Below are 14,828 nucleotides of genomic sequence, written 5' to 3'. Positions count from 1 at the left end.
CGCGCGAACCACTAACAGAATGCCGTGCGTTGGTGCTGCCCGTCGGGGGTTGCCGCCCATCGACGTCGAACTGGTAACCGAGTTGCCCGAGGCATACCCGTGACCGCACATTCTCCCAGAGTTCGTGTACCGACGGTAATCCTACGATCACCCCTCCCGCGAGGGGGATTGCGGAAACGCCACCATTCGCCACCCCTTCGAATGAACCCGACTGCCCCCGGGCGCGCTTGACTTGGACCACCACGACCGGGAGCGAGCGCGCGGAGCCACTCAGGGGCGCACGCACCGCGCCGCACCACCCCGCGCACCCCGGCGCACGCCACTCGATCGAGTTGCGGCGACGGAAGGTTGCCCGAGCGCTCCAGGTCGTAACCACCGATGAGTCGGACCCGTTGGAGGGGGCATGGGCTTCACGATCGGCGGCATCCGTGAGAAACGTTCCGGCACACGGCGGCGCGGCCGCGGCGCCGAGAGCACCGCGGTGGCCGAGTACACAGGACTCTGGGGCTGGGCCGTGGTGCCCGGCACCCGCGCCCGGGACGGCGTCTGCTCCTGCGGGCAGCGCTCCTGCCCCTCCCCCGGCGCCCACCCGCTGGGCTTCGCCCGGGAGGTCCCGGCGGGCACCGGCCTGGACAGCGCGGCGGACACCTGGGCCGAGACCCCGGGCGCCTCGATGCTGCTGCCGGTGGGCCGCGCCTTCGACGTCCTGGACGTGGCGGAGCAGGCCGGGCGGCGGGCGCTGGTGCGGCTGGAGCGGATGGGGCTGCCGCTGGGGCCGGTGGCGGTGACACCGACCGGCCGGGCGCAGTTCTTCGTCGCCCCCGGGGCCGCCGCCGAGCTGCCCGGGCTGCTCTACCGCATGGGCTGGGACGACGCGGACCTGGACCTGCGGGCGCTGGGCCCGGGCGCGCACATCACCGCCCCGCCCTCCGACCTCGGCGGCCTCGGCCCGGTCCGCTGGCTGCGGCCCCCGGTGCTGGACACCGCCGCCGCTCCCCCGCAGGCGCGGCTGCTGCTGGGGACGCTGGCGTACATCTGCCACCGGTCGTAACCACGCGTACGGAGACAGGGGTACGGAAACGGGGGCACGGAAACGGCGGACGGGCGGCGGGCTCCGTGGGGGAGCCGCCGCCCGTCCGCCGTACGGGGTGGGGCGCGTCAGTCGCCGATCAGGGCGTCCACGAAGGCGCCCGGCTCGAACGGGGCCAGGTCGTCCGCCCCCTCGCCGAGCCCGACCAGCTTCACCGGTACGCCCAGCTCGCGCTGGACCGCGATGACGATGCCGCCCTTGGCGGTGCCGTCGAGCTTGGTGAGGACGATGCCGGTGATGTCCACGACCTCGGCGAAGACCCGGGCCTGGACCAGGCCGTTCTGCCCGGTGGTGGCGTCCAGGACGAGCAGCACCTCGTCCAGCGGACCGTGCTTCTCCACGACCCGCTTGACCTTGCCCAGCTCGTCCATGAGACCGGTCTTGGTGTGCAGCCGGCCGGCGGTGTCGATGAGGACCACGTCGGCCCCCTCCGCGATGCCTTCCTTCACCGCGTCGTAGGCGATGGAGGCCGGGTCGCCGCCCTCGGGCCCGCGGACCGTACGGGCTCCGACGCGCTCGCCCCAGGTCTGGAGCTGGTCGGCGGCGGCGGCGCGGAAGGTGTCGGCCGCGCCGAGGACGACGCTGCGGCCGTCGGCGACGAGCACCCGGGCCAGCTTGCCGGTGGTGGTGGTCTTGCCGGTGCCGTTGACGCCGACGACCATCACGACGCCCGGGGTCTCGGCGCCGCCCTCGGTCTTGACCTCGCGGTCGAAGTCCGGGCCGAGCAGGGTGATCAGCTCTTCGCGCAGCAGGGCGCGCAGGTCCTCGGGGGTACGGGTGCCGAGCACCCGGACCCGCTCGCGGAGCCGCTCGACCAGTTCCTGGGTGGGGGCGACGCCCACATCGGCGGTGAGGAGGGTGTCCTCGATCTCCTCCCAGGTGTCCTCGTCCAGGTTGTCCCGGGACAGCAGCGCGAGCAGCCCCTTGCCCAGCGAGTTCTGCGAGCGGGCGAGCCGGGCCCGCAGGCGGACGAGCCGCCCCTCGGTGGGCTCGGGGATCTCCAGCGCCGGGGGCGCCGGGGTCTCGACGGCCGGGGCCTCCTCGGCGGGCGCGGTGGCGTCCGGGAGGCCGACTTCGTCGATGGTGCGCCGCGCTTCGTCGCGCGGCGTCTCGGCCTCCTCGCCGACGTGCGGCTCGGCGGGAGGAGTGATGGTCGGCGTGGACGGCGGCGGGGGCGGCAGCTTCTTCTTGCGGCTGCCGACCACGAGCCCGCCGACCAGGCCGACGGCGGCCAGGGCGATGACTACAGCGAGGATGACGATTTCGACGAGTTCCATAACCCGTCCAGTATCGGCCACGGCCGCCGCACGGGCACGGCCCCGCACGCCGCCCGGCGATCCACCGGACCCGGATGCACCTTTTGGCGGTAAACGCGCAACTCCCGCCCCTCCCCTTCTGACGGTGCGTCAGCTACTGTGCGCCCCGCCACGCCCATCAGGCGAGCCCTGCCCGTCCGGCGAAAGGGACACCCGTCATGGCCTTCACCGTGGTCCGGTTCAATCTCGTCGATCCCGAAGCCACCCCCGTAACCCTCTCGGCCCGCTACCGGGCCGCCCTGGAGATGGCCGCGTACGCCGACGAGCACGGCGTCGTCACCGTGCAGACCGAGGAGCACCACGGGGTGGCGAACTCGTGGCTGCCCTCCCCGTTCACCTTCGCCGGTGCGGTCTTCGGCGCCACCCGGCGGATCGCGGTGACGGTCTCGGCGGTCATCGGGCCGCTGCACGACCCGCTGCGGCTCGCGGAGGACATCGCGGTGCTCGACCTGCTGAGCGCGGGGCGGCTGGTGACGGTCGCGGGGATCGGCTACCGCCCGGAGGAGTACGAGCGGGCGGGGGTGGAGTGGGGGCGGCGCGGCAGGCTCCAGGACGAGCTGCTGGAGACGCTGCTGACGGCGTGGACCGGGGAGCCGTTCCCGTACCGGGGGCGTACGGTACGCGTCACCCCGCGCCCGTACAGCCGGCCCCATCCGCTGCTCCTGGTCGGCGGCAGCTCGCGGGCGGCGGCACGGCGGGCGGCCCGGCTGGGGCTGCCGCTCTTCCCGAGCGCGCATCTGCCGGAGCTGGAGGCGTACTACCACCGGCAACGGGAGGAGTACGGGACTGAGGGCTTCTGCATGATGCCCGCGGAGCGCACCCCGCTGCTCCATGTCTCCGAGGACCCGGAGCGGACGTGGGCGCTGTACGGGGAGCACCTGCTGCACGAGGCGCGGACGTACGCCTCCTGGCAGTCGAAGGACATCCGCTCGGCGGTGCGGTCGGCGGCCACGACGGTGGCGGAGCTGCGCGAGGAGGGGGTGTACCGGATCGTCACGCCCGGGGAGCTGGCGGCGCTGGACGCGGATTCCCTGGTGCTGCATCCGCTCTGCGGCGGGATGCCGGTGGAGGAGGGGTGGCGGAGCCTGCGGCTTTTCTGCGCGGCGCTGGAGACGCCGACCGCCCCGGCTCGGTGAGCCGGGGCGGTACGACGGAGGAGGGCGTCAGCCCATCTCCTCCAGGGTCTTGCCCTTCGTCTCCTTCACGAACTTGAGCACGAAGGGAATGGAGAGCACGGCGAAGCAGGTGTAGATGATGTACGTCCCCGAGAGGTTCCAGTCGGCCAGGCTCGGGAAGCTCGCGGTGATGGCCCAGTTGGCCATCCACTGCGCGAACACGGCGACACCGAGCGCGGCGGCCCGCAGCCGGTTCGGGAACATCTCGCCCAGGAAGACCCAGACGACGACGCCCCACGACAGGGCGAAGAAGAGCACGAACGTGTGCGCGGCGATCAGGGCGACGATGCCCTGGGTCTCGGGCAGCTTGCCGTCCACCAGGTCGGCGGAGAAGGCCCACGCCTCGACGGCGAGCGCGAGCGCCATACCGACGGAGCCGACGAGGGCGAGCGGCCTGCGCCCCACCCGGTCGACCAGGATCATCGCGATCACCGTACCGATGATGTTGATGATCGAGGTGGTGAACGAGTAGAAGAAGGAGTCGGTCGGGTCGATGCCCACGGACTGCCACAGCGTCGCCGAGTAGTAGAAGGCCACGTTGATGCCGACGAGCTGCTGGAACATCGACAGGCCGATACCGACCCAGACGATGGGCAGGAAGAAGAAGCGGTTGCCGAGCAGGTCCTTGAAGGAGGACTTGTGTTCGCGGTGCATGGCGGTCTCGATCTCGGCCACACGGGCGTCGAGGTCGATCCCCTCGCCCTCGACCTCCGCGAGGACCTTGCGCGCCTGGGCCTTCTTGCCGACCGAGACGAGGAAGCGCGGGGACTCGGGGATCACGAAGGAGAGCAGCCCGTACAGGATGGCCGGGACGACCATCACGCCGAGCATCCACTGCCATGCCTCCAGGCCCAGGATCTTGCCGCGCTGGTCGCCGTCGGCGATCTGGAGGACGGTGTAGTTGACCAGCTGGGAGACGGCGATGCCGATGACGATCGCGGCCTGCTGGAAGGAGCCGAGGCGGCCCCGGTAGGCGGGCGGGGAGACCTCCGCGATGTAGGCCGGGCCGATGACGGAGGCCATGCCGATGGCGAAGCCGCCGATGATGCGCCACATCGCCAGGTCCCAGAGTGCGAACGGCAGCGCGGAGCCGATGGCGCTGGCCGTGAAGAGCACCGAGGCGATCTGCATACAGCGGATGCGGCCGATCCGGTCCGCGATCCGTCCGGCCGTGGCGGCGCCGATCGCACAGCCGATCAGCGCGATGGCGATGACCTGGGCGAGCGTCCCGGAGCCGATGTCGTACCGGTCGCGGATGGCTTCGACGGCCCCGTTGATGACGGAACTGTCGTAACCGAAGAGGAAGCCGCCCATCGCCGCGGCCGCCGTGATGAAGATGACATGGCCGAGGTGGTCCGGATGAGCCGCTCGGGCTCCGGACTCCGGTTCGGGCGCTGTGCTGGTCACGTGAACTCCTGATGCCTGGCCGCAAGTCAGACGTGGGGGGTGAGCCTTCTCAGTGGGGCACAACATCCGGCCCGCCACCACTTGAAGGTGAAAACGACTTTGCAGAGGTTATGTGTTCAAGAATCGAAGTCAAACAGCGGGCCGCAGCGACGTGTACCCAGGTGCGAACAAAAGGTGCGTCGACCATCTGATGATTCGGTAAAAAGTCGGCCGTTGCGTGATCCGGGGTCAGCGCAGCCGCTGGCTGATCACCTTCGACACGCCGTCACCCTGCATGGAGACGCCGTACAGCGCGTCGGCGACCTCCATCGTCCGCTTCTGGTGGGTGATGACGATCAGCTGGGAGCTCTCCTGGAGCTCCTCCATGATCCGGATCAGCCGCTGGAGGTTGGTGTCGTCGAGCGCGGCCTCGACCTCGTCCATCACATAGAAGGGGCTCGGCCGGGCCTTGAAGATGGAGACCAGCAGCGCCACGGCCGTCAGGGACCGCTCACCGCCCGAGAGCAGGGAGAGCCGCTTGACCTTCTTGCCCGGCGGGCGGGCCTCGACGTCCACTCCGGTGGCCAGCATGTTGTCCGGGTCGGTCAGGATCAGCCGCCCCTCACCACCGGGGAAGAGCCGGGCGAAGACGCCCTCGAACTCGCGGGCGGTGTCCCGGTACGCCTCCGTGAACACCTGCTCGACCCGCTCGTCGACCTCCTTGATCACCTGGAGCAGATCGGCCCGTGTCTTCTTCAGGTCTTCGAGCTGCTCGGAGAGGAACTTGTGCCGTTCCTCCAGCGCCGAGAACTCCTCCAGGGCGAGCGGATTCACCTTCCCGAGTTGCTGGTACGCCCGTTCGGCCGACCGCAGCCGCTTCTCCTGTTCGGCGCGGACGAAGGGCCTCGGCCGGTTACGGGGATGCTCCGGGTCCTCCGGCAGCTCCTCGCCCTCGGCGGGCGGCGACGGCGGCACCGGCTGGTCGGGGCCGTACTCGGAGATGAGCCCGGCGGGCTCCACCCCGAGCTCCTCCAGGGCCTTCGTCTCCAGCTGCTCGATCCGCAGCCGCTTCTCGGCGCCGAGCACCTCGCCCCGGTGGACGGAGTCGGTGAGCTTGTCCAGCTCGCCCTTGAGATCACGGCCCCGGCCCCGCTCGGCGGCCAGCTCGCGCTCCCGCTCCCCCTTGGCGGCCTCGGCCGACGTGCGCTCCTGGTCGGCCCGTACGAGGGACACCTCGACGTGCGCCAGCAGCTGACGGGCGCCCGAGGCGACGGCGGAGGCCACGGCCGCCTCGTGGCGCAGCCGGGCCCGGCGCTGCTCGGCGCGGGCGCGGGCTTCGCGTTCGGTCCTGGCCGCCCGGTCGAGCCCGTCGGCGCGCCCGGCCAGCGACTTGACGCGTTCCTCGTGCGTACGGGCCTGGAGCCGGGCCTCCATCTCGGTCTGGCGGGCGTTGGCCCCGTCGGCGGCGAGCCGGTCCCGTACGGAGGTGTCGGGCTCCTCCTCGACCGGCGCCTCCTCGGCCACCAGCAGCCGTTCGGCCAGCTCCTCGGCCTCCGCCACCGCCCGCTCCAGGGCCTCCTGGGCGCGGGCGGCGGACGCGGTCATCCGCTCGGCCTCGCCCGCCGCGCTCCGGGCCGTCCCGGCGAGCCGGCCGAGCTGCTGCGCGACACCGGACTTCTCCCGCTCGGCCGCCCGCCGCCGCTCCCCCAGCTCCTCGACGAGCGCGGCCCCTTCCTTACGCCGCTCCCCCGCCAGCCGCTGGGCCTGCGCCAGCTCCTCGCACCGCACGACGAGCTCGGCCAGCTCGGCGGCGGCCTCGTCCACGGATGCCTGCACCTCCAGGAGGCTCGGCGCCCCGGCGGACCCACCATGCGCGAAGTGGGCGGAGAGCACGTCTCCTTCACCGGTCACGGCGGTCAGCTCCGGGTGCGCGGCCACGAGCGCCTCGGCGTCCTCCAGGGCGGGGACGACGACGGTGTCCCGGACGAGGCGACGTACGGCAGCCATGAGGGACACGGGACCGCTGACCAGGTCGGCGACGGCGGGGGCGTCGGTGGTGAGGGCGACGCTCCCGGTACGGCGGTGGGGCTCGGCCCCGGGCTCGGTCCGGTGCGGCTCGGCCCGGTGCGGCCCGGTCCGGTGCGGCTCGGTCCCGGTCTCCGTCCGATGGGGATCGGTCCCGGCCTCCGTCCGGTGCGGCTCGACCCCGTTCCCCGTCCGGTGCGGCTCGGCCCCGGTCTCCGTACCGCCGGGTGCGCCGCCCTGACCGGGCAGCGGGCCGGAGGCCGTCTCCTGTACGTGCTCTCGACCCTGCTCCGGTACGTGAGGGGCCTCCGGGTCTGCGGCACCGGGCTGCCCCGGTACGTGGCCGACGCCCGCCGCGTCGGGAGAGCCACCCGCACCCGCCAGCAGCATCGCCGCGCGGCCCGCGTCCCGGTCGCGCAGCAGCCGGATCGCCTCGGCGGCCGTGGCCGGGTCGCGGACCGCCACCGCGTCCGCCGCCGCGCCGAGGGCCGCGGCGACCGGGATCTCGTAGCCGGGCTGGACGGTGAGCAGTTCGGCGGCCGGGCCCAGCAGTCCGGCCAGATGGTCCCGGGCGCCGAGCAGCGCGCCCGTGCCGTCCTTGCGGCGCAGCCCCAGGGCCAGCGCCTCGTGCCTCGCTGCGACGGCCGCCCGCCTGCGCTCGGCGGCCGTCGCCTCCTCGCGGGCGGCGCTGTGGGCGGCCTGGGCCCCGGCGAGCGCCTGCTTGGCCTCCTCGTGGCGGGCGGTCAGCTCCTCGTCGTCCGCGTCCAGCCCGTCGACCTCGGCCTTGAGCTGCTCGTACTCCTTCTGGGCGGTGTGCGCGCGCTCCTGGGCCTCGTCGCGGGAGGCTGCCAGCCGGTCGATCTCGGCCTGCGCCGAACCGGCCCGGCTGCGGGCCGCGTTGACCTGGCCGCTGAGCCGGGCCAGCCCTTCGCGCCGGTCCGCGATGGCGCGGGCGGCGTCCTTGAGCCGGCGCTCCTCGGCGGCGAGTTCGCGCTCCAGGTCGGCGCGGTGGGCGACGGTGTCCTCCAGCGCGTGTTCGGCCGCCTCCAAGGCCGCTGTCAGCTCCGCCTCCTGCTCACGGATGCGGGCGGCCTCGCGCTCCAGGTCGTCGGGGTCGCGGCCCCGGCGCTCCTCGGCGGGGGCCTCGGTGGCGCTGCGGACCCGGGCGTCGGCCAGGGAGACCGTGCCGCGTACCCGCTCGGCCAGCTGCGACAGCTCGTACCAGGTCTGCTGGGCGCGCTGGAGCCGGGGCGCTAGCCGACGCACCTCTCCTTCGAGCTCCGCCTCCCGGGCGAGGGCCGCCTTCAGTTCGGCCTCCGCCGCGTCCTTCCGCTTCTTCAGCTCGGCCTCGTCCGCGACCTCGTCGCGCAGGGCGTCCCGCAGGGTCGTCAGGTCGTCCGCGAGGAGGCGGAGCCGGGCGTCGCGCAGGTCGGCCTGGATGACGGCGGCCCGGCGGGCGACGGCGGCCTGCCGGCCGAGCGGCTTGAGCTGGCGGCGCAGTTCGTCGGTGAGGTCCTGGACGCGGGCCAGGTTGGCGCCCATCGCGTCCAGCTTCCGCAGCGCCTTCTCTTTCCGCTTGCGGTGCTTGAGGACGCCCGCGGCCTCCTCGATGAAGGCCCGGCGGCCCATCGGGTCGGCGTGCAGGACGGAGTCCAGCTGGCCCTGGCCGACGATGACGTGCATCTCGCGGCCGATACCGGAATCGGAGAGGAGTTCCTGGATGTCGAGCAGCCGACAGGTGTCGCCATTGATCTGGTATTCGCTGCCGCCATTGCGAAACATGATCCGGGTGATCGTGACTTCGGCGTACTCGATGGGCAATGCGCCATCGGAATTGTCGATGGTCAGCGACACTTCGGCGCGGCCGAGCGGGGGCCGCCCGGTCGTCCCGGCGAAGATCACGTCTTCCATCTTGCCGCCGCGCAGGGATTTGGCTCCCTGTTCTCCCATGACCCAGGAGAGGGCGTCCACCACATTGGACTTTCCCGACCCGTTGGGGCCGACGACACAGGTGATCCCCGGTTCGAACCGCAGGGTGGTGGCGGACGCGAACGATTTGAAACCACGCAGGGTCAGGGCCTTGAGGTGCACGCCGCCGGACTCTACCTTTCCCTCTCGGTTTCGGTGACGAAGGTGCAGGGCACATCAGACGTTGAGTGAGGGGGTCAGGGCGAGGCAGGGGCCCGGAGGCCGGGGGTCGGGGAGCCCGAGGAGCCGGAGGAGTCCGAGGCAAAGAAAAAGGGACGCCGAGGCGTCCCTGTGGATCTTGGTGCGGTCCTGCACGACGCATCGCCACGGCAACCGGGCAGTGCGTTGCCGCTGTATCCGGACATGGGGCGGCCCTGTCGCTTCAGGGGCCCGGCCTTCCGGGGACGGCGATCCGTGACGCAGGACGGATCGGAGACGTGAAGATGTTCCGAGGCTGCTGAGCATGCCCGGCCCGACCGGCCCGATGACGGGCCACCGGTCAGGTCAGCGCAGGCTCGCCCTGGGGTACGTCGATGTCGATGCTGTCGAGCAACGACTCCTGGTGCTGAGCGGCGGCGTTGAGCGCGTCGTTCTCGTCCTGGATGCGGTTGAGCTCGGATTCCAGGTCCTGGACGCGCTGCTGGAGCCGTCGCATCTCGGCGAGGAGTCGCGGGTCGGAACCGCCGACGTAACCGAGAAGCGCCTTTGCCATGATGGATGGTCCTCCACAATGAGTGACCGACCGATGCGGTGTGGGTCGTCAGGGGATCGCACCCGCGGTGCTCGGCAGGGCTCTGTCACCACTGCGGTTCTGCTGCATATCAGCTCTACCGAACAGCTAAGGTGCGCGGGGTTTTCAGCGTCTCACCAAAAAGTTTGACGGTCAACACGATCACACCCCGTGGAGCCAGGTGTCCCGGGGGCGCGCGGCCGGACGATCATGCGGCGCGACTCTCCTGCGGGACCCCGACGGGTGTGGAGATCTTCGTCAATGCCGCAGCCTTGCACGACATCCCGCATCTGGCAACCATCGGTCGCCGCGCGGTCCCTTCGCAGGTCATTTCGGGTGCGGGGGTCCGCCGGGCCGGTCCGTGACCGTTCGCTCCGGCGCGCTCACCGAACGGATCGGGAGCGCCGGCGCGAGCCCGTACCGGCGCGTGATCAGCGGATGGCGAATCCGTCGTAACCGCCGCGCGGGGTGTCCCAGATCTCAGTGACTCCGTCCACGCGCCCGGGAGTGTCGTCGGAGCGCAGCCAATCCAGCAGACGGTGGCAATTGTCACGCGATCCCTCGGCCACCACCTGTACCCGGCCGTCGTCGAGATTAAGTGCAAAGCCCACGAGTCCACCGATCTCCAAAGCGTTTGCCCTGGTGAACCAGCGGAACCCTACTTGCTGTACTCGGCCGCGTACCCAGACGACCAGGCGTGCATCTTCGTTCATGCCCGAACGCTAACGGGCCAATTGCTCCAAGAGCACGGCGGCCCCTTTGACCCATGGCGTACAGTCCCGTCGCAATAGCCTCACTCGATCGGGTGAGCAGTGAGACGAAGATCGACCGGCTAATCGGGTGACGTCGCTGCGACGTCCGGAGCATCAGGAAGGCACAGCGCATGGGACGCCACCGACGATCCGCCGCAGGCCCCGCCGCTGAAGAACCCGCGGCCAAAACGGCTTCGGGCCACCGGGGCACGCGCCGGAAGAAGAAGTCCGCCGTGCCCGTGCGCACCGGACTCCTCGGTGCGTCGGCCGCGATGGCGGTCGGCGCGGTCGCCGTCGCCTCGGGGCTGCTCCCCGGCGGCGACACCTACACCTCGGGCGGCGCCACCGCGGCCGACCAGGTGCGCTCCGGCGGCGCCCCCGACCTCCTGACCCAGCAGGGCGGCTCCACCACCGCCCCGGCCGACCGGTCCGCCACCCCCGCCAGCCGGGGCAGCGAGCGCCCCCAGGCCCCGTCGAAGACGCCCTCCGAAACGTCCGAGGCGGCCAAGACGTCCGAGACCCCGTCAGGGAAGGCGTCGAAGGCGCCCTCCGCCGGTGCGTCGAAGACCCCGTCGAAGTCGGCCTCGCCCTCCGCGCCCCCTTCGGGCAAGCCGGCCGCCGCGCCGTCCCAGGAGTCGAAGGCGCCCTCCGCGGCCCCGGCCCCGGACAGGAGCACCGCCCCGCCGAGCAGGACCCCGGCGCCGCCGAAGAAGACCGTCGCCCCGCCGTCCGCCACGAAGCCCGCCCCCTCGCCCTCCGACACCTCCGCCCGCGCCGAGGTGCTGGCCCTGGTGAACCAGGAGCGCGCGAAGGTCGGCTGCTCCCCCCTGACCACCAGCACCGCACTCACCTCGCTCGCCCAGAACTTCAGCGAGGACATGGCGGCCCGCGGCTTCTTCGACCACACCGACCCCGACGGCGACACCCCGTGGGACCGGGCCGCCCAGGCCGGTGTGCAGGGGCTCGGCGCGGAGAACATCGCGCGCGGCCAGGCCGACGCCCAGGCCGTGATGACCGCCTGGATGAACAGCGACGGCCACCGCGCGAACATTCTCAACTGCGACTACAAGACGATCGGCATCGGCGTCCACGAGGGCTCCGGCGGCCCGTGGTGGACCCAGAACTTCGGCTTCTGACCAGCAAGGGCACTCCCCGTAAGCCTCGGGCACCCCCGTAAGCCGCAGGCGCCCGCCGTAAGCTGCTGCTATGGCCAGCGACGCGGACGACCTCGCCTTCGACGTCTTCTCCCGGCAGTGCCCCTCGCGCTCCACGCTGGAGCATGTCACCGGGCGCTGGGGCAGCCTGACGCTGGGCGCGCTGTACGAGGAGGGCCTCCGGTTCAACGCGCTGCGCCGCCGGGTCGACGGGGTCAGCGAGAAGATGCTCTCCCAGACCCTGCACGCCCTGGAGCGGGACGGGCTCGTCCTGCGCGAGGCGCAGCCGGTCAGCCCGCCGCGCGTGGACTACGAGCTGACCCCGCTCGGCCGCGAGGTCGCGGAGCGGCTTCTCGGGCTGATCCGTCTCGTCGAGGGGCGGATGGACGACGTGCTGACCGCCCGGAGCCGTTACGACGAGACGCGCGGCGGGCGCTGACAGCGCGGGCAGAAGTAGCTGGACCGGTTCATCCAGGCGCGGCGGCGCATCGGCGTCCCGCAGCGGCGGCACGGCTCGCCCTCCCTGCCGTACGCGTCGAGCGAGCGGTCGAAGTAGCCGGACTCGCCGTTCACGTTGACGTAGAGGCTGTCGAAGCTGGTGCCGCCCTGGGCGAGGGCCGCGTTCATCACGTCCCGGGCGTGGCCGAGCAGCTCGGCGGACTTGGGACGGGTGAGGGTGGCGGTGGGCCGGTCGTAGTGCAGCTTGGCGCGCCAGAGCGCCTCGTCCGCGTAGATGTTGCCGACCCCGCTGATCAGCGACTGGTCCAGGAGCGCGCGCTTGACCGTCGTACGGCGCAGACGCAGGGCCGTGTGGAACGCGGCGTCGTCGAAGAGCGGGTCGAGCGGGTCCCGGGCGATGTGCGCGATGGTGTCGGGCAGCCCGTCGGGGGTGGTGTCGTGGAGCGAGAGCCCGCCGAAGGTGCGCTGGTCGACGAAGCGCAGCTCGGTGCCGAGGGCGTCGTCGAACCGCATCCTGATCCGCAGGTGCTTCTCGTCGGGCGCGTCCGTGGGCTGCACCAGCAGCTGCCCGCTCATGCCGAGGTGGCCCAGCAGCGAGGAGGCGGCCTCGTCTATCGGCACCCAGAGGTACTTGCCGCGCCGCATCGCCGTACCGAACCGGACCCCGCGCAGCCGGGCCGCGAAGTCCGGGCCGCCCGCGAGGTGGCGGCGGACCGAGCGCGGGTGCAGGACCTCGACCTCGGTGACGGTCCGGCCGCTGACCCAGCGCTCGAGGCCCCGGCGTACGACTTCGACCTCGGGCAGCTCGGGCACGGTGGACCACTCCAGACACGACGACGGTAGTACGGGAGCACGGGACCGGCTCCCCGGGACAGGACGAACCCCCCGGTGCGCGTGGCACCGAGGGGTTCGGCGTGCTGCTTCAGGCCGGAGCGGCGTCCGTGTCGGGCGACGGTTCGGCAGGGGTGTCGGCGGCCCCTCCGTCGGCGGCGGACTTCTCCGCGGCCTGCCGTGCCTCGGCGGCGGCGCTGATCTCGCGCCAGGCGGACTCGGCCGCCTGCTGCTCCGCTTCCTTCTTGCTACGGCCGGTGCCGGTGCCGTACGAGACACCACCGACGCGAGCAGCAGCAGTGAAGGTCTTCTCGTGGTCCGGGCCGGTCTCCGTGACGAGGTACTCGGGGACTCCGAGGCTCTCGCTCGCGGTGAGCTCCTGGAGGCTGGTCTTCCAGTCCAGGCCGGCGCCGAGGTTGGAGGACCTGTCGATCAGCGGGTCGAAGAGCCGGTGGACCAGCTCCGAGGCCGCGCCGAGGCCCTGGTCGAGATAGACCGCGCCGATCACCGCTTCCAGGGTGTCGGCGAGGATGGAAGCCTTGTCCCGGCCGCCCGTGCCCTCTTCACCGCGGCCGAGCCGGATGAAGGAGCCGAGTTCGAGGCCGCGGCCCACTTCCGCAAGCGCACGCGAGTTGACCACCGCGGCCCGCAACTTGGCCAGCTGGCCTTCGGGCAGGTCGGGGTGGGTGCGGTACAGCGTGTCCGTGACCACCAGGCCGAGCACCGAGTCCCCGAGGAACTCGAGCCGCTCGTTGGTGGGCAGACCGCCGTTCTCGTACGCGTACGAACGGTGGGTCAGCGCACGCACCAGAAGGGCGGACTCGAGGTGATACCCGAGCCGCCCTTCCAGAAGCGTGTGGGACGAGGCTGTGTTGACGTTGTCTGCCTGCTTCTTGGCGCTGGACAACTCAGACATCGGGCCTCTCACCAGCCGCTCAGACCTCGAGGACCTGGCGCTTGTTGTAGGTGCCGCAGCTCGGGCACGCAATGTGCTGGAGCTTCGGCTCCTGGCAACGCTCGCACGAAACCAGGGTGGGGACCGCAGCCTTCCACTGCGACCGGCGGTGGCGCGTGTTGCTGCGCGACATCTTCCGCTTCGGAACAGCCACGGCTACTTCTCCTGCTTCTCGTCGACGCCCGGTTCGGCGCCGCCCATGTTGTCCTTCTCGCCGTCCTGAACGGTCTCGGCGAGTCCTTGCAGTGCCGCCCAACGGATGTCGACGGCATCGTGGTGGTGGCCCGGGTTCTCGTCCAGCCTGATTCCGCATTCGGAACACAGACCGGCGCAGGTCTCCTTGCACACCGGCTGCATGGGCAGTGCGAGCACTACCGCGTCACGCAGCACTGACTCGAGGTCGAACAGGCCGTCCTCGAGGAAGAACCTGTCCTCGTCGTCCTCCGCGTCGTCGGCCGGGTCCGCAGGGCGGCCCCGGTCATCGGCGTCAGGGTACGAGAACATCTCCTGGAAATCCGCGTCGACCTCGACGGTCAGCGGCTCCAGACACCTTACGCACTCCCCCTCGGCGCTCGCACGGGCGGTCCCTGTGACAAGCACCCCTTCCATGACCGATTCGAGCCGGAGGTCCAGCTCCAGCGGTGCGCCTTCCGGCACACCGATGACGCCGTCGATACCGAGAACCGGTGAACCGGGTGCGTCCACCGTGCGGGAGAGCCGCTTCAGGGCACCGGGACGCCGACCCAGCTCGCGCGTATCGAACACGAGAGGGTTGCGGTGGTCGAGGTGGCCGTTCAGGGCGTTTCCTGCTTTCGAATCATGGGTGTCGTGCTCGCTGCGAAGGGGAAGGGTCGTCTCCGGTCCCGAGTCGTACCGTCTCCGCTTCGCCGGGCGAAACGGGCAGCCGAGATCGCGGACCTATGCGCGACCGAGGATTCAGGATACTGGACGGACCGCTCAGCACCCAATCGGCCCAGCCCCGGGCCG

General features: G+C 71.6%; 13 protein-coding genes and 1 pseudogene. 4 read left to right on the top strand and 10 right to left on the bottom strand.

What is annotated here, in order from left to right:
* Positions 1–403 precede the first annotated feature (403 nt).
* Positions 404–1,051, top strand: a complete 648-nt coding sequence (locus tag B7C62_27320; protein ARF75550.1) for a DNA primase — start codon at positions 404–406, stop codon at positions 1,049–1,051.
* 107 nt (positions 1,052–1,158) lie between these two features.
* Here the strand turns inward: B7C62_27320 and B7C62_27315 are convergent, their stop codons facing one another.
* Complete coding sequence (locus tag B7C62_27315) at positions 1,159–2,367, bottom strand: signal recognition particle-docking protein FtsY (protein ARF75549.1); 1,209 nt, start codon at positions 2,365–2,367, stop codon at positions 1,159–1,161.
* 197 nt (positions 2,368–2,564) lie between these two features.
* On the opposite strand from B7C62_27315, the gene B7C62_27310 reads away from it, so the two are divergent.
* Positions 2,565–3,542 carry a luciferase gene (locus tag B7C62_27310; protein ID ARF75548.1) on the top strand — a complete coding sequence of 326 codons (978 nt, stop codon included), beginning with the start codon at positions 2,565–2,567 and terminating at the stop codon, positions 3,540–3,542.
* Positions 3,543–3,569: 27 nt separating this feature from the next.
* Here the strand turns inward: B7C62_27310 and B7C62_27305 are convergent, their stop codons facing one another.
* From B7C62_27305 to B7C62_27285, 5 genes and pseudogenes are all read right to left on the bottom strand, one after another.
* Entirely contained in the window at positions 3,570–4,988 is a 1,419-nt protein-coding gene (locus tag B7C62_27305) for an MFS transporter (GenBank protein ARF75547.1), read from the bottom strand.
* 228 nt (positions 4,989–5,216) lie between these two features.
* Positions 5,217–9,083, bottom strand: a complete 3,867-nt coding sequence (locus B7C62_27300; protein ARF75546.1) for a chromosome segregation protein SMC — start codon at positions 9,081–9,083, stop codon at positions 5,217–5,219.
* A 376-nt stretch (positions 9,084–9,459) separates the two neighbouring features.
* A complete protein-coding gene (locus B7C62_27295) occupies positions 9,460–9,672 on the bottom strand; it encodes a hypothetical protein (protein ID ARF75545.1) in 213 nt (70 codons plus the stop codon).
* A 115-nt stretch (positions 9,673–9,787) separates the two neighbouring features.
* Positions 9,788–9,991, bottom strand: a pseudogene (locus B7C62_27290) (hypothetical protein).
* A 130-nt stretch (positions 9,992–10,121) separates the two neighbouring features.
* On the bottom strand, positions 10,122–10,403 hold the full coding sequence (locus B7C62_27285) for an acylphosphatase (protein ID ARF75544.1): 282 nt from the start codon (positions 10,401–10,403) through the stop codon (positions 10,122–10,124).
* A 170-nt stretch (positions 10,404–10,573) separates the two neighbouring features.
* On the opposite strand from B7C62_27285, the gene B7C62_27280 reads away from it, so the two are divergent.
* Both B7C62_27280 and B7C62_27275 read left to right on the top strand, forming a co-directional pair.
* Complete coding sequence (locus B7C62_27280; protein ARF75543.1) at positions 10,574–11,578, top strand: SCP-like extracellular; 1,005 nt, start codon at positions 10,574–10,576, stop codon at positions 11,576–11,578.
* Positions 11,579–11,648: 70 nt separating this feature from the next.
* Positions 11,649–12,035 carry a transcriptional regulator gene (locus B7C62_27275; protein ID ARF75542.1) on the top strand — a complete coding sequence of 129 codons (387 nt, stop codon included), beginning with the start codon at positions 11,649–11,651 and terminating at the stop codon, positions 12,033–12,035.
* On the opposite strand, the gene B7C62_27270 is transcribed toward B7C62_27275, so the two are convergent.
* From B7C62_27270 to B7C62_27255, 4 genes are all read right to left on the bottom strand, one after another.
* On the bottom strand, positions 12,008–12,868 hold the full coding sequence (locus tag B7C62_27270; protein ARF75541.1) for a DNA-formamidopyrimidine glycosylase: 861 nt from the start codon (positions 12,866–12,868) through the stop codon (positions 12,008–12,010). The genes B7C62_27275 and B7C62_27270 overlap by 28 nt on opposite strands.
* Positions 12,869–12,977: 109 nt before the next feature.
* Entirely contained in the window at positions 12,978–13,802 is an 825-nt protein-coding gene (locus B7C62_27265; protein ARF75540.1) for a ribonuclease III, read from the bottom strand.
* 19 nt (positions 13,803–13,821) lie between these two features.
* Positions 13,822–13,995: a 50S ribosomal protein L32 gene (locus tag B7C62_27260; GenBank protein ARF75539.1), complete on the bottom strand. Its 174-nt coding sequence runs from the start codon at positions 13,993–13,995 to the stop codon at positions 13,822–13,824.
* Between the two features lie 2 nt (positions 13,996–13,997).
* Positions 13,998–14,606 carry a hypothetical protein gene (locus B7C62_27255; GenBank protein ARF75538.1) on the bottom strand — a complete coding sequence of 203 codons (609 nt, stop codon included), beginning with the start codon at positions 14,604–14,606 and terminating at the stop codon, positions 13,998–14,000.
* Positions 14,607–14,828: the final 222 nt, after the last annotated feature.

Source organism: Kitasatospora albolonga (assembly GCA_002082585.1).
Lineage (GTDB): Bacteria > Actinomycetota > Actinomycetes > Streptomycetales > Streptomycetaceae > Streptomyces > Streptomyces stephensoniae.
Note: the sequence above shows the minus strand (reverse complement) of the source record. Positions and strands in the feature narration are given on the sequence as shown.